Origin of the sequence: Kitasatospora sp. NPDC091276 (assembly GCF_040684355.1) — a bacterium.
Taxonomy (GTDB): domain Bacteria; phylum Actinomycetota; class Actinomycetes; order Streptomycetales; family Streptomycetaceae; genus Kitasatospora.
The window spans coordinates 264,371-289,505 of the sequence record NZ_JBFBFU010000006.1; the positions used below are offsets into that span (position 1 = coordinate 264,371).

Sequence of the window (25,135 nt, forward strand, 5' to 3'; positions counted from 1 at the left end):
CCCACACGCCACGCATCACGCGCGCGCATCGCGCCGTCGCGTCACCGAGGAAAATCTATAGACCGGTTGGTATATTTTCTCCCTCGCCGCCGCAGCCCCTGGTCAGGTGCGCAGGAGGATCGCGGTGACGGCGGTGGCCTGGGTGAGGGCGGCGGGGCGGTGGGTGCCGGGGAGGCCGATGGCGAGGGGGACGGCCAGGCCGTCGAGGAGGGCGCGGATCTGAGTGGCCCGGTCGGCGGAGGGCCCGGGGGTGAAGTGGCCGGTGGCGGTGCCCTCCTCGATGAGGGCGACCAGGTCGGCCTGCCAGGGCGCCTCGATCTCCTGTTGCCCCTGGCGGATCTCGGCGCTGGCGGGAGAGCGCCCCCACACCTCGACCCACAGGATCCAGCGCGGATCGCCCGCCCCGTCGGGCAGGTAGAGGCGCAGGTAGGCGTCGAGCCGCTGCCAGGGGTCGCGCGAGCGGTCGGCGAGGGCGTCGCGGCGCCGGGCCCCGAGCTGGTCCTCGCTCCAGCGGAGGGTTTCCAGCAGCAGCTGGTCCTTGCTGCCGAAGTAGTAGAGCAGGTGTCCGGCGCTCATCTGGAGCTGTTTGCCGAGCCCGGCCATGGTGAGTTTGGCGAGCCCGTGTTCGGCGATCGCGGCCCGGGCGGTGGCGAAGACCTCCTCGCGGGGGCGTGCCGGCCGGCGCGGGCGGGGGTCGGCCATGTGCGGTGCGCTCCCTCGGTGGTGCGGAGGTCGGAAGGCTGTCGGGGCGGGGGAGGTGCCCCCGCCCCGGCAGCCGGGTGGCCCAGGTGCCCAAGGTGGCCCAGGTGCCTCAAGTGGCCTGGGATCAGGCGGACTTCGGCTGCTGCTGCGTGATGCAGTGGATGCCGCCGCCGTTGGCGAAGATCTCGCGGGCGTCGACGAGTTCGACGGTGCGGCCCGGGTAGGCGCGGCCGAGGACGGCGGCGGCCTCCTGGTCGCGCGGGTCGTCGAAGGCGCACAGGATCACGGCGCCGTTGGCCACGTAGTGGTTGATGTAGGAGTAGTCGACCGGTTCGCCGTCCTCGTCCAGCAGGACGGTGGGGGCGGCCAGTTCGACGACCTCCAGCGCCCGGCCCCGGGCGTCGGTGGCGGCGCGCAGGATGGCGACGAGCTCCTGGCAGACCGCGTGGTCCGGGTGGGCGGGGTCCGGCTGGACGTGGGCGACGACGACGCCGGGGCGCACGAAGGAGGCGACGATGTCGATGTGCCCGCGGGTGCCGAACTCGTCGTAGTCGCGGGTGAGTCCGCGCGGCAGCCAGATCGCCTTGGTGGTGCCGAGGAAGGCGTGCAGCTCGGCCTCGACCTCCTCCTTGGTCCAGTCCGCGTTGCGGCCCTCGCCGAGCTGGACGGTCTCGGTGACCAGGACGGTGCCCTCGCCGTCGACGTGGATGCCGCCGCCCTCGTTGATCAGCCGGGAGGCGAAGCGCTGGACGCCCGTCAGTTCGCTGATGTGCTCGGCGATGTGCTGGTCGTGGTCCCAGCGGGCCCAGGACTGGGCGCCCCAGCCGTTGAAGATCCAGTCGGTGGCGGCCAGCGAGCCCTTGCCGTCGATCAGGAAGGACGGGCCGATGTCGCGCATCCAGGCGTCGTCGAGCGGGCGCTCGACGATCTCGACCTGCTCGGAGACGTACCGGCGGGCGTCCGCGGTCTCGCCGGTGTTGACGACCAGGGTGACCGGCTCGTACCGGACGATGGTGTTGGCGACGGCGGCCCAGGCCTCGCGGCCCGCGTGCAGGTTCTCGGGGGTGTCGAAGGTGGGGTTGGCGGTGGGGAAGGCCATCCAGGTGCGGTCGTGCGGGTGCCACTCGGCGGGCATCCGGTAGCCGAGGGAGGCGGGCGTGGGGGTGGTCATCCGGGAGTCCTAGGGGGAGGCGTTCGGCGGAAGTGTCAGAGGAAGTAGAGGCGGCTGAGCGAGACGCTGTCCGCGGGTTCGGAGCGCAGCGGTTCGCCGTCCAGCGAGACCAGGCCGGTCTGGGTGACGTCGACGCGGCCGACCCGGGCGTTGCGGACCATGTCGCGCGGGCCGATGCCACGGGTGTTGCGGACGCCGACGCGGCGGCGGCGGGTGGGCAGCCCGTCGGCGGGGCGGTCGAGGTAGGCGCCGTCGGCGGCGGCCTGGGCGACGAAGGCGACCGAGATGTCGGCGGCGGTGGCGCCGTGGGCGCCGAACTGCGGTCCGAGGACGAGGGGTTCGCAGGTGTCGGTGGAGGCGTTGGGGTCGCCGACCACGCCGTAGGCGGGGAAGCCGGCCTTCAGGACCAGCTGCGGCTTGGCACCGAAGTGGTCGGGGCGCCACAGCACGATGTCGGCGAGTTTGCCGACCTCGATGGAGCCGACCTCGTGGGAGAGGCCGTGGGCGATGGCGGGGTTGATGGTGAGCTTGGCGATGTAGCGCAGGACGCGCTCGTTGTCGTCGCCGCTCTCGGTGGTGCCGTAGCCACCGTCCAGGGGGCCGAGTTCGGCCTTCATCTTGCCGGCCATGGCGAAGGTGCGGCGGACGGTCTCGCCGGCGCGGCCCATGCCCTGGGCGTCGGAGGAGGTGATGCCGATGACGCCGAGGTCGTGCAGGACGTCCTCGGCGCCCATGGTGCCGGCGCGGATGCGGTCGCGGGCCATGGCGGCGTCGCCGGGCAGGTCGGTCTTGAGGTCGTGGGCGGAGACGATCATGTCGAAGTGCTCGCCGAGCGCGTCGCGGCCGAACGGCAGGGTGGGGTTGGTGGAGGAGCCGATGACGTTGGGCACGCCCGCCATCTTCAGCACGTTGGGGACGTGTCCGCCGCCGCAGCCCTCGATGTGGAAGGCGTGGATCGTCCGCCCCTCCAGCACCTTGAGCGTGTCCTCCACCGACAGGCACTCGTTCAGGCCGTCGGTGTGCAGGGCGACCTGGACGTCGTACTCCTCGGCGACGCGCAGCGCGGTGTCCAGGGCGCGGGTGTGGGCGCCCATGTCCTCGTGGACCTTGAAGCCGGAGGCGCCGCCCTCGGCCAGGGCCTCGACGAGCGGGGCCGCGTCGGAGGACGAACCGCGGCCCAGGAAGCCGATGTTGACGGGCCAGGCGTCGAAGGCGTTGAAGGCGTGGCGCAGGGCCCAGGGGGAGTTGACGCCGACGCCCCAGACCGGGCCGAACTCCTGGCCGATGATCGTGGTGACGCCGGAGGCGAGGGAGGCCTCCATGATCCGCGGCGAGAGCAGGTGGACGTGGGTGTCGATGGAGCCGGCGGTGGCGATCATGCCCTCGCCGGAGACGATGGTGGTGCCGGTGCCCACGACGACGTCCACGCCGTCGAGGGTGTCGGGGTTGCCGGCGCGGCCGATCGAGGCGATCCGGCCGCCGATCAGGCCGATCGAGGTCTTGCGGATGCCCTGGATGGCGTCGATCACCAGGACGTTGCTGATCACCACGTCGCAGGTGTCGCGGACGGCGGCGGCCTTGAGGTGCAGTCCGTCGCGGGCGGTCTTGCCGAAGCCGGCCAGGAACTCCTCGCCGGGGGCCTGGGAGTCGGACTCGACGCGGACGATCAGGCCGGAGTCGCCGAGCCGGATCCGGTCGCCGGCCCGGGGGCCGTGCACCGAGATGTAGTCGTGGGGGGTGATGGACGTCATGACGGCACCTCCGCGTCGTCGAAGGTGGTCAGGTAGCCGGTCGCGCGGGCCTTGGCCAGGGCGGCCTCCTTCGCGCCGGGCGCGTCCAGCGGGCCGTCGACCAGGCCGGCGAAGCCGATCGCGACGCGCTCGCCGCCGATCGGCACCAGGCCGACCTGGACGGTGGCGCCCGGGTCGAAGCGCACCGAGGAGCCGGCCGGGACGGCCAGGTGGGTGCCGTAGGCGGCGGCGCGGTCGAAGGCGAGGCGCGGGTTGGCCTCGAAGAAGTGGAAGTGCGAGGTGACCGAGATCGGCACCTGGGAGGTGTTGTGGACGGGCAGCAGCACCGTCTCCTCGACCGGGTCGTAGCCGGCGCCGTCGCCGATCAGCGCGCCGCCGGGGGCCTCGTCGCCGAGCGAGCCGGCGCCCCGGAACGGGTCGTTGACGACGGCCAGGCGGGTGCCGTCGTCGAAGACGGCCTCGACCTGGACGACGGTGACGACGTCCGGCACGCCGGGCAGCACGTCGGCGGCGGTGAGCACGCTGCGGCCGGCCTCGATGGCCTCGGCCAGGCGCCGGCCGTCGCGGGCGGCCTCGCAGACGGTGTCCGCGATCAGGGCGGTGGCCTCGGGGATGTTGAGGCGTACGCCCCGGGCGCGGCGGGCGCGGGCCAGTTCGGCTGCTGTGAAGATCAGCAGCCGGTCCCGCTCGGTGGGGGTCAGTCGCACGGTTCCTCGCTCGCGGTCGCCGGGGGAGGGGGTCGGCTTTCGGGGGCGATGTTAGAACGTCGTTCAAACATCTCGGGCCATTGAACCCGGACCGGGCCGCCGTGTCCAGCGTTGCCGGTCCGCAGGGGTTCGGCCCGCCGGGCGCGCGGCTGGGGTGAAGCCCCGGAGCGGCGGGGGTGGAGCCCTGGAGGGGGCGGGGGCGAGGGCCCCGTCACGGTGGTGGCGGAGCCCTGGAGGGGAGGGCGCGCGGCCGGGGTGCGCCGGGCGCGCGGAGCAGGACGGGGCCTGGCGCGCGGCGGGGTGCGACGGGGAGCGGGAGGGCGGCGCGGGCCGGCGCCCGGGCGCCGGGTGTGCGCGGGATCGGGCGGGGGCGGGCTCGAAAACAGGCTCTGCGCTTCGCAAACCTGTCCGGCGCGGGCAGTTGGATCACGTGAACCTCCCCGTGCCCCTTTCACCCCACGTGATCGGACGCACACTGTTGCAAACGCCGTCAACTGGGCATGAGGATGGGTGGTCAGAACGTGGGGGCCACCCGGCCGGCGGGGGATCCGGAGGCGGGGGCTCGGATTCGAGGGCGGGGGCATGTGTTGATGGACGGTCAGTCGCGATTCCCGCGGCAGCGGACGAGTTCGGGTGACGCCTACCGGTCCGGGCCCGCCCCGGGCGCGGCCGGCGGCACCGGGACGACCCTGCCGGGCACCTCGGCCCCCGGCTGCGCCCTGCACCGCCGGCTGCACCTGACGCTCGACCCGGCCGACCTGGTCGCGGTCGGCTCGGTCCGCCGGCGGCTGCGGACCGCGCTCAGCCACTGGGGGGTGCCGGAGCTGTCGGACACCGCCGAACTGCTCTCCTCCGAGCTGGTGACCAACGCGCTGCTGCACACCGGCAAGGGCGCGGTGTTCGACGCGGTGCTCGGGTCGGACCACCGCCTGCGGATCGAGGTGCAGGACGGCACGACCCGGCTGCCCGGCCGGCGCCGCGATCCGGACGCCGAGTACGCGACCTCGGGGCGCGGCCTGCTGCTGGTGGAGTCGCTCGCGGACGCGTGGGGCGTGCAGCTGCGGGGCGACGGCAAGGTCACCTGGTTCGAGCTCGCCCTGCCCTGAGCCCGGCCGCTCGCGGGGCACGGGTACGGGGCGCGGGCACGGAGCGCGGAGCGCGGGCCCAGGGCGCTCGGGGCGCGGGGCATGCGGGTGCGCGTGGCCCGCCGTACCGTTCGCCGTCGATTCATTCGCCTTCGAAGCATGCCCAGAACAGAAGGCGGAGCGGAAGATTTCCGGCCCGTTGCCATTGCCGCTCGGCCCAACATTGGACAGGATGGTGGGAATGTGTGTCCACGTGCGGGAAGCAGCGGGGAGACCGAACCTCGACCGACCCCGCCCGTCGACACCGTCCGATCCAGCACCACCCATCACACCGCCACGCGGCCCGTCCGGACGGTCGGCGCGGTCCGCCACGGCAGCGGCAGGAGCAGCATGCCCACTGAGCCCGAGTCGCCGGGGCCGGCGCTTCCATCCGGTGCGCCCACCGCCGAACCGCAGCAGGCAGCCTCCACCCACACCACCGGTCCGAACCCCGCCGGCCCCACCGCTCCCGTGACGGTCGACCAGCCCCCCGCCGGCCGCCCCGCGGCCGGGCCGGGCCGGGCGAAGCCGCCCGCGCAGGCGGTGCGCCGGCCCGTGCCGCGCCCGGCGCCCGCGCTCGCCGCCGGACGGCTGGCGACGGTGCTCCCCGGCAGCCTGCCGCCCGCCTCCGCGGACACCATGCCGGACTGGCTGGAGCCCGCGATGGCCGCCAACGGCATCGGCTCCTTCGACTGGGACATCCGCCGCGACGTCCTGGAGGGCGACCACCGGGCCTGCGCGATCATCGGCCTGGACAGCATGGACCAGGGCCGCTTCGACCGCACCGCCGGTTCCTTCCTGGCCCTGCTGCACCCCGAGGACGCGCCGGTGGTACGCCGCCGGGTCGAGCGCGCGGTGGCCGAACTGGGCCAGTGCGGCGCCTACTACCGCACCGTCGGGCCCAACGGCACCATGCGCGCGGTGCGCTTCCGCGGCCGGGTGCTCGCGGACGCCTTCGGCCGGGCCTCGCGGATGGTGGGCTTCGTCTGGGACGCCACCGTCGAACTGCACAAGCGCGACCGCGCCGACCGGATGGCCCTGCTGCGCGAGGAGCGCTCCCGGTTCATCAAGGAGGCGGCCCGCGCCCTCTCCGAAGCCGTCACCGTCCGCGACGTGGCCCGGGTGTTCACCGGACTGCCGCTGCCCGGACTGCCGCCGGACGGCCTGGTGCTGGCCTCCTTCGAGGCCGGCCGGGCGCAGGTGCTCGGCGCCTCCGGCTACCGGACCGAGGCGCTGGCGGTCTGGGACCGCACGGTGCTGCCGGCCGGGCACCCGGCCGCGGAGGCGGTGCGCCACCGGGCGCCGGTGTTCATCCCGACCCGCGAGGAGTTCCGCGCGTCCTACCCCGAGGTCTGGGAGCCGACCAGCCGTACCGGGCGCGGCTCCTGGGCGTTCCTGCCGCTGGTGGCCAGCGGGCGGGCGATCGGCGTCTGCGTGGTCAGCTTCGACGACGAGCGCGAGCTGGACGCTGACGAGCGCACCCTGCTGTCCACCCTGGGCGGGCTGGTCGCCCAGTCCCTGGCCCGGGCCCGGCTGCACGACGCCGAGCACGAACTGGCGGCCGGCCTCCAGCGGGTGATGCTGCCGCGCACCGTGCCGTCGGTGCCGGGGGTGACGACCGCCGTGCGCTACCTGGCGGCCGGCTCCGGCCTGCAGATCGGCGGCGACTGGTACGACGTGGTGCCGCTGCCGGGCGGGCACGTCGGCCTGGTGATCGGGGACGTCCAGGGCCACGACGTGCACGCCGCCGGGATCATGGGCCAGCTGCGGATCGCGCTGCGCGCCTACGCGGCCGAGGGACACCCGCCGGCCGCGGTGATGGCCCGCGCCTCCCGCTTCCTCGCCGACCTGGACACCGACCACTTCGCGACCTGCGCCTACGCCGAGGTCAACGTGGACTACGGCGTGGTCTACGCCGTCCGGGCCGGCCACCTCGACCCGGTGGTGCGCCGGGCGGACGGCACCGCCGCCGTGGTGCCGGTGGCCGGCGGGCTGCCGCTGGGCATCGACCCGGACCAGGAGTACCGGGTCACCCGGTTCAGCCTGGACCCGGGCGAGACGGTGCTGCTCTGTACCGACGGCCTGGTCGAGGCGCGCGGCATGGACCTGGACGAGGGCATCGCCCGGCTCACCCGGGCGCTCGCCCGCCCGATGCCGCCCGCCGAGGAGGCGGCCCGCGACCCGCTGGAGGACCTGGCCGACCGGATCGCCTCCCAGGCCGCCGACTCCAGCGAGCGCGAGGACGACATAGCGCTGCTGCTCCTGCGCTGGGACGGTCCGGCCGGCGGCCTGGCCGCCCAGCAGCTGCGCCGCCGGATCGGCCAGGCCGACCTGGCGCGGATCTCCGAGGTCCGGGCCGAACTGCGCGACGCGCTGCGCCGCTGGGGCGTCGCCGAGTTCATCGACGCCGCCGAACTGCTCTCCTCCGAACTGGTCACCAACGCCATCCGGCACACCGACCGGGACGCCATGTTCACCGCCCGGCTCTACCGGGAGCCGGCCTCGGACGGCGGCCGGGCCCGGCTGCGGGTCGAGGTGGAGGACGAGTCGGACCTGTGGCCGACCCGCCGGACCCCGGGGGAGCAGGCCTCCTCCGGGCGCGGGCTGATGCTCGTCGAGGCGCTGGCGGACGCCTGGGGCGTGGAGCCGCGCGGCTCCGGCAAGCGGATGTGGTTCGAGCTCAGCGGCACGCCCGCTACCTAGGTCCGGTCACCCGAACTGCTGCTCCAGGTCCTTCAGTTTGCGCTCCAGCGAGTCCAGCCGGGGCAGCGTCACGGTGTCCTCGTCGACGGTCAGGTCGATGGTGCGCCGCTCCGGGCGGGCGGGCAGGCCCGGCTGCGCCACCGTGCCCTCGGCGGGTACCACCGCGCCCTCGGCGGCCTCGACCTCGCGCGGCCCGGCGGGCCGCTCCGCCGCGGGCCCGCCGGCTATGGCGGATTCCGAGCCGGACTCCAACTGCCGTGCGCCGCCGCCGCGTCCGCGCCAGGCGCTGTTGCTGCGGCTGATCGCCCGGATCTCCGCCCGCTCGCGGCGCCCGGCGAGCCTGCGGCGCTCCCGCTCCACGGCCCTCTCCCGCTTGTCCTCGCGGACCTCGTCCACCGCCTCGTCGAGGCTGCGGACGCCTTCCAGGAGCATCAGCGACCAGGCCGCGTAGGTCTCGCGCGGGGCGCGCAGCCAGCGCACGATGCGGATCTGCGGCAGCGGGCGGGGGACGAGCCCCTGCTCGCGCAGCGCGGCCCGGCGGGTCTGCTTGAGCGCCCGGTCGAACAGGATGGCCGCCGAGAGGGACATGCCGGAGAAGAACTGCGGGGCGCCGGCGTGGCCGAAGCCGCGCGGGGCGTGCACCCAGTTGAACCAGGCCGAGGCGCCGGCGAACAGCCAGACCAGCAGCCGGGAGCCGAGCGCGGCGTCGCCGTGGCTGGCCTCGCGGACGGCGAGCACCGAGCAGAACATCGCGGCGCCGTCGAGGCCGAACGGCACGAGGTACTCCCAGCCGCCGGACAGCCCGAGGTTCTGCACCCCGAAGCCGACCAGCCCGTGGAAGGACAGCGCGGCGGCGACACCGGCGCAGCAGAACAGCAGCGTGTACGAGGCGCCGCCGTACAGGGATTCCTTGCGGCGGCGCCGTTCCTCGGAACGCTCCCAGGAATCCGGCCCTCCGGCGGCGGCGGATCCCCGGCTCCGGACCAGGGCCACCAGGAGCGCGCTGACCAGCAGCCCCGCACCTCCGGTGACGGCCCAGCCGAGCGGTATGTCGGACAATTTCATCGCCGGAACCAGCCTCGCTTTCCTGCGTCGCGTTCCTGCGTCGTGATGGCGGGGACCATCATGGCGGATGCTCGGCGGGGGAATGGCCGATTCGGTGCCAATGCGCTGAGTAGAGGGATTTCTGACCCCGCGACAATCGCATTTTCTTATGCATTCGAAGCGGGTTATTCCCGGAATTCCGGGCTTTCCGGATCCGGCCTCGCACGTGTTTTCGTCAACCCCGCATGACGCGGGGGCAGCCGCCGCAGATGTCCTCCGGTTGGGCGGTGTACACGAGGCAGCAGCTGGCCCGGGCCCGGTCGGTGCCCGAAGCACCCCCGCACCCGGCCGCCGGCGCGGCGAAACCGGCACCCGGGGTGAAGGGGGACGGGGCAGGAGCGGGGCCGCCGGTCACGCCGGGCGCGCACGCCGGTGCCGCCGCCGCGCCGCCCGCCTGCGAGGGCTCCAGCAGCGCGGACAGCTCGGCGCGCGCCCGCTCCTGCTCCCCGAGCAGCCCGCCGGCGTACCAGAGCCCCTCCACCGCCGCGTCCGTGGCCATCGCCCACAGCACCCGCGGCCCGCGCCGCACCTCGGGCCGGAAGGCGGCCAGCACCGGTTCCAGGAACCCGCCCAGCGCGCACCGCAGTTCGGCGGCCAACGCGTTCGCGTCCGGCACCGTACGGGCCCGCGGCACGCCGCCCGCCGGGTCGTCCGGCAGGCAGGCGAACGCCTCCGGGCGGACCGTCAGCTCCACCCGGTCGGCACCGCGGCGCACCGAGACGTCCTCCGGGCCGAGCAGCAGGACCCGGCGCTCCAGGAACCACGGCAGCGTGAACAGCAGCGAGAGCGGCCACACGACGCGGTGCAGGCCGAAGCCGGCCGCCACGTCCGGGCGCAGCGGCCGCCCGTAGCGGGCCAGGCCCTGCCGGGCGTCGTGGGCGATCAGCTCGCGGACCGCCTCGGGCCGGGTGGTCAGGTCGGCGGCGGGGATCCAGCCGTCGCCGCGGCGGGGCGGGGCGCAGCGCACCCGCAGGACGGGGGCGAGCGCGGTGAGCCGGTGGTACGAGGTCGCGCCGGGGGCGTCGGCGGCCGGCGGGGGAGTGAGGGCGTGCGCCTCGGTGGTGCGGGGGGCGCACGGCGTGGGGCCGGGCCGGGTGCTGCTCGCGGTCATGGGCGGGCCCCATCGGGTCGACCGGGGACCGCCCATGGACCGCCCGGCGGTGCCCGGTCGGGGTGGTGGCCCGCCCGGGCCCGGCCGGACCGGGGCATGGCGGTGCCCGGGGAACGGCAAGGCGAACCCGGCCGGGGTACTGCTCACCCCGGCCAGGTTAGGCTCACCTTAGCTGATCGTCCCCCAGGTCTCGCGGGTGATGCGCCCGTCCGGGGGAGGCCCCGGCGTGCGGGCCCCTTCCGGGGCAGGCCCCGGCGTGCGGGCGGTGCCCAACTGGCGCGCGAGCCAGACCGGCACGCCGCCCAGGGCGTGGACGAGCCGGGCCGCCTCGGCGCGCAACCGGGCGGCCTCGGCCGGCTCGGACACCTCGGCGAGCGCCGCGAGCGCCGGCGCCACCCCCACCGTGAAGCCGAGTTGCTCGCGCAGCCGCAGCGAGGCGTCGAAGCCCTCGCGGGCGTGGTCGCGGTCCCCGCGGGCCAGGGCCAGTGCCGCCAGGTGGCGCCAGGTGTACGAGCGCAGCAGTTCGTCCCCGCGTTCGCCCGCGCCGTCGTGCGCCCGGCGGTAGGCGATCCAGGCGGCGCCGCGGTCGCGCAGCAGGTTCTCGGCGACCAGTCCGCGCCGGAAGTCCAGCAGCGGGCGGCCCGGCGCGTCCGGCGGCAGCAGTGCCGAGGTGCGTCCGAGCGCGGCCTGTGCCTCGTCCAGCCGGTCCCGGGGGCCGAGCACGCTGGCCACGTACGCCAGGAAGCCGCGGGCGCAGGCCGCGGCCGCGCGCTGTTCGGTGCTGGCCACCACGGCCTCCGCGAGGCGCAGCGCCTGTTCCGCCTGGGTCCACTGCGCGGCGGTGAACAGGCACTGCTCGATGAGGAGTTCGGCCCGTGCCAGGGCCGCCGTCGGGTCCTGTTCGGCGGCCGGGCGCAGCAGTTCGGCCGCCTCCTGCCAGCACCCCCGGGACCTCAGTCGCCACACGGTGTCGCCCGGCTCCTCCGCTGCCGCCCGCCCCCGCCCGTTCGGGCCGTTCGGGCCCCATCCGTGCTCTGACAACGCCACCTCCTTGTGTGCGCCATCCAGCGGGGCGCGGCCCTGCCCGGCGTCGCCGCCGTCGACTGTCGGCGGCACGGCGACGGCAGCGCAAGGGCCCGCGCTGTGGCGGCAATTCAACACGGGGGTGAGCTTGTGCACCAGATCACGAGCGGAGGTTCTTGCATTCGCGGGGGAAATGATCTAGGGCCTGGCCTGATCCACAAGGCACGCCCTGGCGGACGCGCCCCGGCGGCCTCCGGTCGGTCAGGACGTCCAGCCGGTTTCCATCAGGGCCTCGGCGGCGCCGTTGGCGGGCTGCGGCACCCCCGCCAGGTCCAGGCTGAACAGGGCGACCAGCAGCTGTTCGCCGCGCACGGTGGCCTGGTGCGAGTAGCCGGCCAGGGTGAACATGGCGGCGGCCATCTCCTCGGCGTGCAGGGTCTGCAGCCACAGGCACTCGACCGACTTCACGTCGGCCGGCTCGGTCCAGGTGTCCACCTGGGCGACCATCCGGCTGCCCAGCAGGGTCACCCCGTCGCGCTCCTGGGCCTCGGTCAGCTCCAGGTCGTCGAAGCCGAGCCACTCCAGGTAGCGGGCGGCGGTGAAGACCGCGTCCTGCGAGGTGCGCACCGGGTGCGGGCGGAACGGCGCGCGGTGGCGGAACGGCTTGGGCTGGCCGCCGGAGCCGCCGGGCGGGGCGGGCACCGGGGCGCCCATCGGGTGGGCCGGGTACGGGCGGGAGGACTGCGGGCCGGGGGTGGCGAGCGGGCCGGCCGTGCCGCCGCCGAGCCGGGTGGTGCGGTCCACCGGCAGCCGGACGGTGGCGCCGCAGTTGCAGGTGAACTCGGGCTGCGGCCACTGGTCGGAGCGGCCGCAGTGCGGACAGCGCATGCTCAGCCAGGAGTCCTCCCAGGAGCGGAACCGCACCTGCACCGGAACCCCGCCGCGCAGCAGCGGCACCTTCAGCGAGGCGCCGCACGGACAGGGCAGCGACGGCGGCTCGTAGAGGTGCTCGCGGCGGCAGGCGGGGCAGCGGATCGCCCGGGCGCCACCGCCCGCCCCGTGCCCTGGCCTCGCGGGGTCGTGTCCGGTGAAGTCTTCGGGCAGTCCGGCCATCGCGGGCTCCGTCCGTTCGAGTCGGGTGGTGGAACGGTTTCCATGCTCCCCGAAACGTTGGGTCCTTGGCACGGAATGGGGCAATCCTCAGGGTCGGATCAGGGGTGTGCGCCCGGCCGGTTCCCACCACGGGTGCTTCGGACACCCCGGTCGGCGGGGTGCGGTCAGCCGGCGGACCAGCGGGCCAGGTCGGCGGGGGTGTCCAGGTCGTCCGGGACGGCGACGTCGGCGCACTCGACCAGCGTGACCGCGCCCGGGTGCGCGGCCAGCAGGGTGCGGGCCCCGGCGTCGCCGGACGCGCCGGCGGCCGCCTCCGCGAAGTGCCGGGCGCCGATCAGCACCGGGTGCCCGCGCCGCCCTCCGTAGGCCGCCGCGGCCAGTTCCGCGCCGGCCCGGTGCGCGGCCAGCAGCCGGGCCACCGCGGCCGCGGTGACGCCCGGGGTGTCCACCAGCATCACCAGCACCGCCGACACCTCCGGCGCCAGCGCGGCCAGCCCGGCGCGCAGCGAGGAGCCCATGCCGCCCGCCCAGTCCGGGTTGGCCACCAGCCGGCAGCCCGGCAGGTGCGCCGTCGAGCGGACGCGTTCGCCGGCCGCGCCCAGCACCACCGTGACGTCCGCGCAGCCGCCCGCCCGCACCACCGCCACCGCGTGCTCGACCAGCGGGCGGCCCGCGTACCGGATCAGGGCCTTGGGCCGCCCGCCGAGGCGTCGCCCGCCCCCGGCGGCGAGCACCAGCGCGGCAACGGGCCCGGTCGGGTCTTCGGTGGTCTGCATGGGCCCAGCCTGCCCGCCGGGGCCGCCGCCGCGCAGCCGTACGAACCCACAGTTGTACGAATGTACAAGGGGAACCCGCAGGTGGTGGCCGCCCCCCGGCGGTTCGGCCGCTGGTCCTGCGGCCCGCCGGCCCCTGTACTGGGTCGATGAACACCGCACCGCGCCCGCTGCTGGACCGTTTCGGCCGGGTCCACACCGACCTGCGGGTCTCGCTGACCGACCGCTGCAACCTGCGCTGCACCTACTGCATGCCGGCCGAGGGCCTGGACTGGCTGCCGAGGGCGCAGGCACTGGGCGACGACGAGGTGGTGCGGCTGGTGCGGATCGCGGTCGGGCGGCTGGGGATCGCCTCGGTGCGGCTGACCGGCGGGGAGCCGCTGTTGCGGCGGGGCCTGCCGGAACTGGTGGGGCGGATCGCCGCGCTGGGGCCGGAGGTGTCGCTGACGACGAACGGGATCGGGCTGGCCCGCACGGCGGTGGCGCTGCGGGCGGCGGGGCTGGAGCGGGTGAACGTCAGCCTCGACACGCTGCGCCCGGAGCGGTTCGCGCGGATCACGCGGCGGGACCGGATCGCGGACGTGTTCGCGGGCCTGGCGGCGGCGCGGGCGGCGGGGCTGGGGCCGGTGAAGGTGAACGCGGTGCCGGTGCGCGGGGTGAACGAGGACGAGATCCCGGAGCTGGCGGCCTTCGCGGTGGAGCACGGGTACCGGATGCGGTTCATCGAGTCGATGCCGTTGGACGCGCAGGGCGCCTGGGACCGTTCGGCGATGGTCACCGCCGCGGAGGTCCTGGAGCGGCTCGGGGAGCGCTTCGACCTGCTGCCCGTGGGGCGGCGGGGCAACGCCCCGGCGGAGGAGTGGCGGGTCGCGGGCACGGACGCCGTCATCGGGGTGATCGCCTCCGTGACCCGCCCGTTCTGCGGGGGCTGCGACCGGGTCCGGCTCACCGCCGACGGCCAGTTGCGCAACTGCCTGTTCGCGACGGAGGAGTCCGATCTGCGCGCGCTGCTGCGCGGCGGTGCCGACGACGACCGGATCGAGGCGGCCTGGCGGGCCTCGGTGGCCGGGAAGGGGCCCGGACACGCCGTCAACTCCGCCGGCTTCGTCCGGCCCGACCGCCCGATGTCCGCCATCGGCGGCTGACGCCCGGGGTGTGAGCTTCGACATGGTCGGCGGGGTTCGCGTGGCGTCGCCTTGACCTGCTCTCGGGGTGGCTGATCTGCTGGTTCGCCGTCAACCCGCCCCAGATCCCGGGAGTTATCCGTGCCCGCCCGCCGCACCGCCCTTTCCGCCGCCACCGTGTTCCTGATATGCGCGCTCGCGCTGGCCGGCTGGCTGCTCGGCGGCCGTGACCACAAGAGCGGCGACTCCGCCGCGCCCGCCGGGGGCCTGGGCACCAGCCCGCTGCAGAACCCGGACGGCACCAAGCCCGGACTGGCCCCGCTGACCACGCCCGAGGAGCAGAAGGCGGGCCGGGACGTGATAGCCAAGGTCGCCACCGCCGCCGCCGGCCCCAAGGACGGCTACGACCGCAACGAGTTCGGCCCCGCCTGGACGGACAACGTCGACGGCGTCCCGCTCGGCCACAACAACTGCGACACCCGCAACGACCTGCTCGCCCGCGACGGCGCCGCCGTCGAGCGCAAGGACGGGTCGAACTGCGTCGTCACCGCGATGACCATCTACGACCCGTACACCGGCAAGAACGTCCAGTGGACCAAGCAGCAGGCCACGAAGATCCAGATCGACCACGTGATGCCGCTGTCCTACGACTGGCAGCTGGGCGCCGCCAAGTGGGACAAGGCCAAGCGCGTCCAGATCGCCAACGACCCGCTCAACCTGATCCCCGCCGACGGCTCGCAGAACGCCTCCAAGGGCGACTCCGGCCCGGCCACCTGGCTCCCCGCCAACACCGCCGTCCGCTGCTCCTACGCCGTCCGCTTCGCCCAGGTCTCCCTGAAGTACCAGCTCCCCGTCACCGCGGCCGACAAGCAGGCCATGCTCCAGCAGTGCGGCGGCTGAGGAATCGTTACGGCAGGTGCTGGTGTGACGGGAGCGGGCGCCGGGTGGTATTCGTGGGCGGTGCACTCGTCGAACCCCCGGCGCCCGCTCCGCGCCCTGCTCACCGTCGCCCTCCTCGTGCTCGCCGCGGGCTGCACCGGGCCGTCGGACCCGGGCGCCCGCCGGCCCGGCACCGCGGCCGCGGCCGGGCCCCAGGAGCTGGTGCCCGGCACGGCCGCCCCCGCGCTCGCGGCCCTGTACCTCCAGCCGCTGGACTGGAAGGACTGCCCGGACCGGCCCGAGCGCCCGGCCGGGGAGCCGGTCGCGCAGTGCACCGGACTCAAGGTCCCGCTGGACTACGCCGATCCGGGCGGCGAGACGATCGACGTCGCCGTCTCCCGGATCCGCGCCACCGAGGCCGACCGGCGGATCGGGGCACTGGTGCTCAACCCCGGCGGGCCGGGCAACTCCGGCGTGGACCGGGTCGTCTGGGGCTGGGAGGACTACCGCGGCACCCTCTCCGACCACTTCGACCTGGTCGGCTTCGACCCGCGCGGCGCCGGCCGCACCACCCCCGTGCACTGCCTCGACGACCGCACCCGGGACGAGTGGACCAGCACCGACGACCCCGGCTACGACCGCGGCCGGGTGCTCGCCGACGCCTGCCAGGCCCGGTACGCCACGCTGCTGCCCCACCTCTCCACCCGCGACACCGCCCGCGACCTGGACGTGCTGCGCGGCGCCCTGGGCGAACGGCGGCTCGACTTCCTCGGCAGCTCCTACGGCACCTACCTGGGCGCCCTCTACGCCGAGGAGTTCCCCGCCCGCACCGGCCGCCTCGCCCTGGACGGCGCCTTCGAGCGCAGCCTCGACCCGGTCCGGATGAACGTCGAGGCCGCCGCCGCCACCGAGACCGCGCTGCGGGACTTCGCCGCCGACTGCGCGGGCCGCGACGGCTGCCCGCTCGGCCGCGACCGCGCCGCCGCCCCGCAGCGGCTCGCCGACTTCCTGGACGGCCTGCGCGCGCACCCGCTGCCCGCCGCCGACGGCCGCCGCCTCACCGCCACCCTGGCCTGGAACGGCACCCTCGACACCCTCTACGACGGCCACCGCTCCTGGGAGCGGCTGCGCCAGGCCCTCGACCCGGCGATCACCCGCGGCGACGCCGCCGAACTGCTCGCCCTCGCCGACGGCGCCAACGGCCGCGCCGAGGACGGCGGATACTCCACCGCGGCGGACGCCTTCGTCGCCATCAGCTGCGCGGACGCCCTGATGGCCCCCGGCGCCGGGGACCTGCGCACCGACCGCGCCGAACTCGCCGCCCGTGCCCCGCTGATGAGCCGGCACGACACCTCGGCGGCGCTGTTCGCCCCGGACTGCCGCTCCTGGCCGTACCGCACCGCCGAACGGCCCGCCCGGATCCGGGCCGAGGGCAGCGCCCCGATCCTGGTGGTCGGCTCCACCGCCGACCCGGTCACGCCGTACCCGTGGGCGCAGCGGATGGCCTCCGCCCTCGCCGACGCCGTCCTGCTCACCCGGGACGGCGACGGGCACACCGGCTACGACAAGAGCGGGTGCGTGCGGGACGCGGTGGCCGCGTTCCTGGTGGACGGCACGCTGCCCGCCGCCGGGACGCACTGCCCGTCCGCCTGACGGGAGCTGACGGGAGCTGACGGGGGCCGGCGGGAGCTGGCCAGGGGCAACGCGAAGGGGGCGCACCGCCGGCTGCGGTGCGCCCCCTGGGGTGGGACGGTCAGGAGGTCGGACGGTCAGGAGGTCGGACGGTCAGGACGTCGGGGCCGTCAGGTCGTAGAAGGTGGTGGAGCCGACCGTCTTCGCGGTGAAGTGGCTCGTCACCCAGCTCTCGATCTGGGAGGTCTCCGACTCCTTCTCCCCGGTGTCGCCCCGTCCGCTCTCGGCCCCGCCGAAGCCGCGGTGGGAGCCGCCGGCGATGAACCAGTGCACCTTGCCCTCCTGGACGTACTTCTGGAAGCCGGCCAGGCTGAGTGAGGGGTCGGTGCCGTTGAAGCCGCCGAGGGCCATCACCGGCTTCCCGGTGGCGAGTTGGTAGCTGGCGGCGTTCTGCGAGCCGCTGGTGGCGGCCGCCCAGGTGTACTGGTCGGCGTTCTCCTTGAGCAGGGCGGAGGCCTCCTCGCTCACCTTGGTGCCGCCGAGCAGGCCGCCCATGCCGCCCGCGCCGCCCATGCCGCCCGCTCCGGGGCCGCCCGCGCCGCCCGGGCCGAAGGCGCCGGGATCCTCGCCGCTGCCGGGGTTGCCGGTGCCCGGGTTGCCGGTGTCGGGGTTGGCGGTGTCGGGGTTGGCGCCCGTGCCGCGCTCGCGGTGACCGTTGCCGCCGCCCGGGCCCTTGCCCGAACCGCCGCCCGGCCAGCCGCCGTTGCCGCCGTTGAAGCCGCCCTGGCCGCCGTTGCCCCCGCCGTTGAACCCGTTGCCCCCGCCCTGGGCGCCCGGCCGGCCGCCGTTCTGCCCGCCGCCCCCGCCGGGGAAGCCGGGTGCGCCGCCGTTCTGCCAGCCGCCGTTCTGCCCGCCGCCGTTCTGGCCGGGCTGGAACGCCCGCCCGTTGCCCGGGAAGCCCTGCCCGCCGTGCCGGCCGCCGCCCGGGCCGGAGGCGCCCTGGACGGCCGGCCCGGCCGTCACGATGGAGCCGCTGTGCGCCGTGCCGACGGTGTCCACCGCGTACGCGGCCGGCCCGCCGAGCGCCGCCGCCAGGCCGACCAGGCCGGCGACCGAGGCGATCCGGGCCCCGAGCCGCCCGTCGGCCCGCCCGGCCAGCTGTCCGGCGACCAGCGCGGCCGCCGCCACCAGCCCGCCGACCAGCACCGCCCAGCGCAGCCAGGGCAGGAACTCCGCGCTCCGCCCGAGCAGGACGAACGCCCACACCGCCGTCACCGCGAGGGTGCCGGCCAGCACCAGCGCCCACGGAAGCCGGTGCCGGGCCCGCCACAGGCCGTCCACGCCCATGCCGACCAGCGCCGCGACGGCCGGGGCGAGCGCCACCGTGTAGTACTGGTGGAAGATCCCGGACATGAAGCTGAACACCAGCGCGGTGGACAGCATCGCGCCGCCCCAGACCAGGAACGCCGCGCGGGCGGTGTCGGTGCGGGCGTAGCGGCGGGTCGCCCACAGGGCGGCGACCAGCAGGATCAGCGCGGCCGGCAGCAGCCAGGCGATCTGCCCGCCGATGTCGCTCCCGAACAGCCGGGTGAGGCCGCTCTGGCCCCAGCCGCGGCCGCCGCGCATCGCCCCGGCCGGCAGGTCGAGCCCGGCCGGGAGCCGCCCGCCGCCGCCGACGCTGCCGGTCTCGTCGCCGTTGATCCGGCCGAGGCCGTTGTAGCCGAAGGTGAGGGAGAGGAAGCTGTCGTCCTGCGAGCCGCCGACGTACGGGCGGGCCGAGGCCGGCAGCAGCTCGACCACCGCGACCCACCAGCCGCCCGCGACCACCATGGCCGCGCCCGCGAGCAGCAGCTGCCGCACCCGCCGCCACAGGCCGGTGGGCGCGACGACCAGGTAGACCAGCGCGAAGGCGGGCAGCACGAGGAAGGCTTGCAGGGTCTTGGTGAGGAAGGCCAGGCCGAACATCGCCCCGGTGAACACCAGCCACCGGGTGCCCGCCGCCTCGATGGCCCGTACCAGCCCGTACGCGGCCAGGGTGAGCAGCAGGGCCAGCAGCGCGTCGGGGTTGTTGAAGCGGAACATCAGCGCCGCGACCGGGGTGAGCGCCAGGGCGGCCCCGGCGAGCAGGCCGCCGAGCGGGGAGAAGCGCCGGCGCACCGTCGCGTACACGACGCCGACGGTGGCGGCGCCCATCAGGGCCTGCGGGGCGAGCACGGACCAGGAGGACAGGCCGAAGACCCGCACCGAGAGGGCCATCGGCCACAGCGACATCGGGGGCTTGTCGACGGTGATGAAGTTCCCGGCGTCGGAGGAGCCGAAGAAGAAGGCCTTCCAGCTCTGGCTGCCGGCCTGGACGGCGGCCGAGTAGAAGGCGTTGGCCCAGCCGGAGGCGCTCAGGCCCCAGAGGTAGAGGACGACGGTCGCGGCCAGCAGTGCCAGCAGGGCCGGGCGCACCCAGCGCGGGTCGTCCGCGCGGCCGCGCCAGGCGCGGGCGGGGAGGGTGCGCAGCCGGCCGGACCAGGAGGCGGGGCCCTTGGGGCCGGTGGGCGGCAGGGGCTGCTCGGGGAAGAGCGGCGCCGGGTCCGGCCGGTCGGGGTCCGGCCGCGGCACCTCCGGCGGCGGGAAGTCCGCGGCCTCGGGCCACGGTTCGCCGGCCGGAGTGGAGTAGCTGGTCGTGGTCATGCGCCATACCGTGCGTGGTGTGGCTGAGAGGAGCGTGAGACGACGCTGTGAGACGGGTGTGATCTGCGGGGCGTTCGGGTGATCGGGTGATCGGGCGGGCCGCCGGGGGATCGGTCAGGCGGCCTTCGGCGTGGTCAGGCGGCCTTCGGCATGGTGAGGTGCTGGCCGAGCCACTCCAGGGCCGGGGGGATCTCCCGGGTCCAGGTGTGGAAGTTGTGGCCGCCGGTGTCCAGGGTGATGGTGGACAGCTTGGTGGGGGCCTTGAAGGCGCCGACCATGGCCTGGGTGTCGGCGTAGTTGTTCTCGTCGTAGCTGGTGGTGAGCAGCAGGGAGACGGGGGCGGCCGGCTGGTTCTTCAGCCGCCACAGCAGGTCGTTCTGCTGCTTCAGCTGGTCGTTGCCGCCGAAGAGGTCGCCGGTGGTCTCGTCGTGCGCCGCGCTGTAGTAGCCGGAGAGCGCGACCGCCGCGCGGTAGGAGTCGGGCTTGCGCATCGCGAACTTGAGCGCGCAGTAGCCGCCGGTCGAGTTGCCGATCACGGCGCGGCTCGCCGGGTCGGTGCCGAGCCGGTAGGTGGTGGCGAGCGCCTTGGGCAGGTCGGTGGTGAAGAAGGTCTCCGCCTGGGGGCCGCCCGGCACGTCGACGCACTCGGTGTCCCGGTTTCCGACGACCGTGGGGCGCATCATCACCAGGACGGTCGGCGGCAGCTTCTTCTGCTCGATCGCGGTGAGGGTGGAGGCCGGGTACTGCATCAGCGAGATCAGCTTCTCCGGGGTGCCCGGGTAGCCGGTGAGCACCAGGGCCATCGGGAACCGCTGCTGCGCGTAGTCCGGCTGGAAGTACTGCGGGGGCAGGTAGACGAACGCCTCGGTGCTCAGGCCGGTCGAGGCTCCTTTGACGGCGACCTGCTGGATCAGCCCGGAGCGCTCCCGGTCGGAGCCCTGGGCCGAGTAGAACTTCTGCTCGCCGGTGACGGCCACGGAGGCGTTCGGCGTGTGGTCGACGACCGTGCCCGGCTTGCCGTCGGTGCCGAGCAGGTCGCTCCAGGAGCTGTAGAAGCCGAAGTAGCCGTTGGCGATCAGGCCCATGGCGACCAGCACGGCGATCTGGGTGGCGAGGAAGGCGCCGAGCCGGCCCGTCCAGGACTTCCAGCCCTTCCCGCCGAAGCGCGGCCAGAGCCACATGGTGGCGCCGAAGACGAGGATCGCGACGACCGAGGCGACGATCTGGAGGGGGAGTCCGGTGAGGCTGAGCACGCCCCGATCGTAGTTGACCTCGATCAGCGCCCCCGGGCGCCCCCTGCACGCCCTCCGCACGCCCTCGGAATCCGGTTGACCGCGCCGGGCGGGCCCGCCAGCATGGCGGCGGACACGTGCACGTTGTGTGCGCGGGGCGTCACGGGGGCGGGGTTCATGAAGTCCATCACCAAGGCCGGTCTGGCCGTCGGCACCGTACTGCTGCTCGCGGCCTGCTCCAGCGGCACCGGGGGCGGCGGGGGGAGCGCCGCGGGCGGGCCGTCCACCGGCGCGGCCCCGGCCCCGCCCGCTCCGACGCGGACCCCGACCCCCACCCCGACGCCGCCGCCGTACGGCCCGGTGCTCGGTACGAACATCGACCCGGTGAACGCCGCGCTCGGCCAGGTGGCCGGGGCCAAGACCCTGGGGGACCTCGACGGCGTGCTCGGCGGCATCGCCACCAGCGCGCGGACGGCCGGGCGGAGCCTGGGCCTGGCGGACGAACCGGCCGCGGTCACCACGGCGCGGACCGAGCTGGTGGCGGCGCTGACCTCGCTGGCCGCCGACGCGACGAAGGTCCGCGGCGACATCAAGAGCAGGGGCGTCTGCGCGGTGGGTTCCGCGCAGGCCGAGCTGGGCGCCTCGGAGGGCCTGGCGGCGGTGTCGGCGGCCCTGGCCAAGATGGCGGCGGCCGGCTACCCGACGACCTTCGCCGTCCCGCAGACCCCGAAGCAGCAGTCCCGTTCGCTGGACAACGGCACCCTGGTGCGCGAGGGGCGGCTGCGCGGCCAGGGCGTGTTCAAGGTCGACAACGGCGGCAGGGGGGACGCGGTCGTCTCGCTCGCGCTGAACGGCAAGTCGGTGCACTCGGTGTACGTGGCCAAGGGGCAGAAGGCCAGTATCGAGGGCGTCGAGGACGGCACGTACGAGGTGTACTTCGCGGGCGGGGTGGACTGGGACTCCGACGCGAAGGCGTTCACGCAGAGCTGCCGGTTCACCAAGTTCCAGGACACGCTGGCGTTCGAGACCGGGCGCACCGCGACGTCCTGGTCGATCACCCTCCAGCCGACGGTCGGCGGCAACGCCAAGACCGACGAGGTGGAAGCGGACTCCTTCCCGCAGCCCTAGCCGTAGCCGGAGCGGGCGGGCCGACGGGTGGACATGGCGCTCCGGCGGGCGGGCACGGCCGGTGCCGTGGGGTGCCATCGCGCCCGCCCTTAACGGGCATACCGGGGCGGATGGTTGCCGCCCCGGGCCGCAACGGCCGATTGCCGTCGGCGAGTTCGGCCAATACGGTTGACCACTTGAAGTGACCATGGCACTTTCGTGCGGCGCGGGCCTCGGCGACCAGTCGTACACCCCGCGATCCCCCACAAGGAGAGCCATGTTCAAGAGACTTGCCGCGATGGCCGGCGTCGGCGCCGTCGTCGCGGGCGGGCTGACCCTCGCCGCCGTCCCCGCGCACGCCGTCCAGGCCAGCGACCTGACCTCCACCATCGCGCTGAGCAACTGCTCGGCCTCGCTGGTGCGTTACCCCACCTCGGTGGCCGGCGACCGGGCCCTGATGCTCACCAACGGCCACTGCCTGCCGACCATGCCCACGGCCGGCCAGGTCATCCAGAACGCGAGCGCGAGCCGCAGCGGCACCCTGCTGGACGGCGCCGGCAACAGCCTCGGCACCGTCCAGGCCGACAAGGTCGTCTACGCGACCATGACCGGCACCGATGTCGCGCTCTACCAACTCACCGACACCTACGGCTCGATCAGTTCCAAGTACGGCGCCACCGCGCTGACCGTCAACGACACGCACCCGACCGACGGCGCCGCGATGTACATACCCTCCTCGTACTGGAAGCAGGTGTGGAACTGCTCCGTCAACGGGTTCGTGCCCACCCTGCGCGAGGACCAGTGGACCTGGCACGACTCGCTGCGCTACAGCTCCGGCTGCAACACCACGCACGGCACCTCCGGTTCGCCGATCATCGACTCCGCCAGCGGGCGGATCATCGGCATCAACAACACCGGCAACGACAACGGCGAGATGTGCACCCTGGACAACCCGTGCGAGGTCGCCGCGGACGGCACCACCACGGCCACCAAGGGCCAGAGCTACGGTGAGGAGACCTACTGGTTCACCACCTGCCTCGGCAACGGCCGGGTCATCGACCTCAACGTGGCGGGCTGCCTGCTCACCAAGCCGGCCGGCAGCGGCACGGTCTCCGTCAGCAGCCCCGGTGACCAGTCGACCGCGGTCGGCGGTGCGGTGAACCTCCAGATCAACGCTTCCGGTGGTGCCGCGCCGCTGTCGTACAGCGCCACGGGCCTGCCGGCCGGGCTGGCGATCAACGCCTCCACGGGTGCGATCACCGGTACCGCCACCACGGCGGGTTCGTCGAACGTGACGGTGACGGTGAAGGACTCGGCGGGCAAGTCGGGTACGGCGAGCTTCACGTGGACGGTGACCGGTGGCGGTGGCGGCACCTGCACGCCGGCGCAGCTGCTGGGCAACGCGGGCTTCGAGACGGGCTCGGCGGCGCCGTGGACGACCAGCTCCGGCGTGGTGGACAACAGTTCCTCGCAGGCGGCGCACGGTGGTTCGTGGAAGGCGTGGCTGAACGGCTACGGTTCCTCGCACACCGACACGCTGGCGCAGACGGTGACGATCCCGGCGGGCTGCAAGGCGACGCTGAGCTTCTGGCTGCACATCGACACGGCTGAGTCGGGCAGCACCGCGTACGACAAGTTGGCCGTGTCGGTGAACGGGACCACGCTGAAGACGTACTCCAACGCGGACGCCGCGGCGGGCTACCAGCAGCGGACCTTCGACCTCTCGTCCTACGCGGGCCAGAGCGTCACCCTGAAGTTCACCGGCACCGAGGACGCCTCGCTGCAGACGAGCTTCGTGATCGACGACACCTCCATCCAGACCGGCTGACGCACCACCAGCACACCGTCCGGCCCCGGGGCTCCCGCACCCCGGGGCCGGACCGTGCGCGCCGGAGGCCGCCCGGTGTCACGCCCGGCGGGCGTCGGCGATCACGGCCGGGGTGGTGCCGAGCCACCAGGTGGGGTTGGCGGTGCCGTCGGTGGTGCGGCCGTCGCTGTGGACGTAGTGCCGGACGTCGCGGCCGGGCTCGGCGAGCTCGCCGTTCAGGGCGCGTTCGACCCATTCGGCGCCGAAGCGGAAGACCTCGGCGGCGGTGCCGCCCAGCGGGTGGAACTCGTTCTCGTAGACGCGCATCTCCTTGGGCGCGCGGATGCGCTCGTAGTTGGCCAGGGCCTGCTCCAGCACGGTGAGTTCGTCGAACTCGCCGATGCCGTAGACGACCGGGCAGGCGATCTCCCGGACCAGGTCGCCCAGCGGCATCCGGGCGACCAGCTCGGTGTCGAAGGCGTCCTCGTCGGTGTAGCCGGCCATGTACATGTAGTTGTTCTTGAAGGTCGGCTGGGCGCGCTCGAAGATGGTGGTGAAGTCGCCGGTGACGGCCTCGAAGGCGGCCAGCGCGGCGAGGCGGCGGTCGGTGGCGGCGGCGCGCGAGCCCCAGTAGCCGCTCATCGAGATGCCGAACATGCCGATGCGGGCCGCGTCGACCTCGGGCAGCGAGGCCAGGTGGTCGATGTAGCGGCTGATCGCGCGCTCGTAGTTGGTGAGGTCGACGGTCAGCCCGTTGGCCCGGCTCTCGCCCTGGCCCGGACCCTCGATGGACAGGGCCACGATGCCGCGCGAGGTGTAGTACCGCTCCGCCGCGTGGATGTAGTCCTCCTTGATCATGTCCATTCCCGGGCCGAGGATCACCGCGGGGGCGTTGCGGACCTCGCCGGCCGGCAGGTGCAGCAGGGCGAAGATCTGCTTGCCCTCGAAGTCGAGGACGACGCGGCGCACCCGGTTGTCACGCAGCGCGCCCAGGCGCTCCACGCAGTGGTTGGCGTGCTCGCGGAAGGCGAGCTTGCGCGGGTCGGCGGCGTCGAAGATCGAGTACTGCGCGCGGCCCCACATCACCGAGGCGCGCACGTAGAGGTCGGCGGCGGTCTGGGCGAAGCCGCCGCGCTCGTGGTGGGCGGCGCGCTCCTCGGCCTGCCCGGCGATGGTGGCCCAGGCCTTGGGCAGCATCACGCCGCTCTGCACCAGCGCGAAGACCTTGTCGAAGTCGGTGTGGTCGTGGCCGAGCTGCTCCAGGGTGCCCTTGGCCTGGGGGTGCAGGGCGTCGAAGCCGCCCTGGGCGAGGGCGATGTCCAGGGCCCAGTTCTGTCCGGTCGAACGAACGGTCATGACGGGTGTCCTCCGTGTCGATAGGGGGCTCGGT

19 protein-coding genes are annotated in these 25,135 nt (G+C 74.6%); 7 read left to right on the top strand and 12 right to left on the bottom strand.

Annotation, left to right across the window (positions count from 1 at the left end):
- Window positions 1–102: 102 nt before the first annotated feature.
- The 4 genes from AB0O19_RS10450 to AB0O19_RS10465 all read right to left on the bottom strand — a co-directional run bounded on the left by AB0O19_RS10450 (window position 103) and on the right by AB0O19_RS10465 (window position 4,331).
- Window positions 103–702 (bottom strand): TetR/AcrR family transcriptional regulator, encoded by a 600-nt coding sequence (locus AB0O19_RS10450; RefSeq protein WP_363619011.1) that lies wholly within the window; start codon window positions 700–702, stop codon window positions 103–105.
- Window positions 703–826: 124 nt separating this feature from the next.
- Window positions 827–1,873, bottom strand: coding sequence for an agmatine deiminase family protein (locus AB0O19_RS10455; RefSeq protein WP_363619012.1), 1,047 nt, complete (start codon window positions 1,871–1,873; stop codon window positions 827–829).
- Window positions 1,874–1,908: 35 nt separating this feature from the next.
- Window positions 1,909–3,624, bottom strand: coding sequence for an urease subunit alpha (locus AB0O19_RS10460; RefSeq protein WP_363584086.1), 1,716 nt, complete (start codon window positions 3,622–3,624; stop codon window positions 1,909–1,911).
- On the bottom strand, window positions 3,621–4,331 hold the full coding sequence (locus tag AB0O19_RS10465; protein WP_363584084.1) for an urease subunit gamma: 711 nt from the start codon (window positions 4,329–4,331) through the stop codon (window positions 3,621–3,623). Before AB0O19_RS10465 ends, AB0O19_RS10460 begins: the two co-directional genes overlap by 4 nt.
- Before the next feature lie 590 nt (window positions 4,332–4,921).
- On the opposite strand from AB0O19_RS10465, the gene AB0O19_RS10470 reads away from it, so the two are divergent.
- Both AB0O19_RS10470 and AB0O19_RS10475 read left to right on the top strand, forming a co-directional pair.
- Window positions 4,922–5,437, top strand: coding sequence for an ATP-binding protein (locus AB0O19_RS10470; RefSeq protein ID WP_107452835.1), 516 nt, complete (start codon window positions 4,922–4,924; stop codon window positions 5,435–5,437).
- Window positions 5,438–5,806: 369 nt separating this feature from the next.
- The gene (locus AB0O19_RS10475; RefSeq protein ID WP_363619013.1) at window positions 5,807–8,158 is read left to right on the top strand and encodes a SpoIIE family protein phosphatase; all 2,352 of its coding nucleotides are present in this window, start codon (window positions 5,807–5,809) and stop codon (window positions 8,156–8,158) included.
- 6 nt (window positions 8,159–8,164) lie between these two features.
- Here AB0O19_RS10475 and AB0O19_RS10480 read toward each other — a convergent pair whose 3' ends face one another.
- From AB0O19_RS10480 to AB0O19_RS10500, 5 genes are all read right to left on the bottom strand, one after another.
- Window positions 8,165–9,223 carry a DUF2637 domain-containing protein gene (locus AB0O19_RS10480; RefSeq protein WP_363619014.1) on the bottom strand — a complete coding sequence of 353 codons (1,059 nt, stop codon included), beginning with the start codon at window positions 9,221–9,223 and terminating at the stop codon, window positions 8,165–8,167.
- Window positions 9,224–9,437: 214 nt separating this feature from the next.
- Window positions 9,438–10,373 (bottom strand): (2Fe-2S)-binding protein, encoded by a 936-nt coding sequence (locus AB0O19_RS10485; protein WP_363619015.1) that lies wholly within the window; start codon window positions 10,371–10,373, stop codon window positions 9,438–9,440.
- A 168-nt stretch (window positions 10,374–10,541) separates the two neighbouring features.
- On the bottom strand, window positions 10,542–11,339 hold the full coding sequence (locus AB0O19_RS10490; protein WP_363619085.1) for a hypothetical protein: 798 nt from the start codon (window positions 11,337–11,339) through the stop codon (window positions 10,542–10,544).
- Window positions 11,340–11,657: 318 nt separating this feature from the next.
- On the bottom strand, window positions 11,658–12,509 hold the full coding sequence (locus tag AB0O19_RS10495) for a hypothetical protein (RefSeq protein ID WP_363584078.1): 852 nt from the start codon (window positions 12,507–12,509) through the stop codon (window positions 11,658–11,660).
- A gap of 164 nt (window positions 12,510–12,673) precedes the next feature.
- Window positions 12,674–13,285 carry an NTP transferase domain-containing protein gene (locus AB0O19_RS10500; RefSeq protein WP_363584076.1) on the bottom strand — a complete coding sequence of 204 codons (612 nt, stop codon included), beginning with the start codon at window positions 13,283–13,285 and terminating at the stop codon, window positions 12,674–12,676.
- A gap of 146 nt (window positions 13,286–13,431) precedes the next feature.
- On the opposite strand from AB0O19_RS10500, the gene moaA reads away from it, so the two are divergent.
- The 3 genes from moaA to AB0O19_RS10515 all read left to right on the top strand — a co-directional run bounded on the left by moaA (window position 13,432) and on the right by AB0O19_RS10515 (window position 16,938).
- Entirely contained in the window at window positions 13,432–14,427 is a 996-nt protein-coding gene (gene moaA / locus AB0O19_RS10505) for a GTP 3',8-cyclase MoaA (RefSeq protein WP_363619016.1), read from the top strand.
- Between the two features lie 120 nt (window positions 14,428–14,547).
- Window positions 14,548–15,306, top strand: a complete 759-nt coding sequence (locus AB0O19_RS10510; RefSeq protein WP_363619017.1) for an HNH endonuclease family protein — start codon at window positions 14,548–14,550, stop codon at window positions 15,304–15,306.
- A 60-nt stretch (window positions 15,307–15,366) separates the two neighbouring features.
- Window positions 15,367–16,938, top strand: coding sequence for an alpha/beta hydrolase (locus tag AB0O19_RS10515; protein WP_363619018.1), 1,572 nt, complete (start codon window positions 15,367–15,369; stop codon window positions 16,936–16,938).
- Between the two features lie 132 nt (window positions 16,939–17,070).
- Here the strand turns inward: AB0O19_RS10515 and AB0O19_RS10520 are convergent, their stop codons facing one another.
- Together AB0O19_RS10520 and AB0O19_RS10525 are read right to left on the bottom strand one after the other, a co-directional pair.
- Window positions 17,071–19,599 (bottom strand): glycosyltransferase family 39 protein, encoded by a 2,529-nt coding sequence (locus AB0O19_RS10520; RefSeq protein WP_363619019.1) that lies wholly within the window; start codon window positions 19,597–19,599, stop codon window positions 17,071–17,073.
- A gap of 134 nt (window positions 19,600–19,733) precedes the next feature.
- Complete coding sequence (locus tag AB0O19_RS10525; protein WP_363619020.1) at window positions 19,734–20,852, bottom strand: alpha/beta hydrolase-fold protein; 1,119 nt, start codon at window positions 20,850–20,852, stop codon at window positions 19,734–19,736.
- 156 nt (window positions 20,853–21,008) lie between these two features.
- On the opposite strand from AB0O19_RS10525, the gene AB0O19_RS10530 reads away from it, so the two are divergent.
- Both AB0O19_RS10530 and AB0O19_RS10535 read left to right on the top strand, forming a co-directional pair.
- On the top strand, window positions 21,009–21,959 hold the full coding sequence (locus AB0O19_RS10530; RefSeq protein WP_363619021.1) for a hypothetical protein: 951 nt from the start codon (window positions 21,009–21,011) through the stop codon (window positions 21,957–21,959).
- Window positions 21,960–22,215: 256 nt separating this feature from the next.
- Window positions 22,216–23,766 carry a putative Ig domain-containing protein gene (locus AB0O19_RS10535; protein WP_363619022.1) on the top strand — a complete coding sequence of 517 codons (1,551 nt, stop codon included), beginning with the start codon at window positions 22,216–22,218 and terminating at the stop codon, window positions 23,764–23,766.
- 78 nt (window positions 23,767–23,844) lie between these two features.
- On the opposite strand, the gene AB0O19_RS10540 is transcribed toward AB0O19_RS10535, so the two are convergent.
- A complete protein-coding gene (locus tag AB0O19_RS10540; protein ID WP_363619023.1) occupies window positions 23,845–25,101 on the bottom strand; it encodes an alpha/beta hydrolase in 1,257 nt (418 codons plus the stop codon).
- Window positions 25,102–25,135 lie beyond the last annotated feature (34 nt).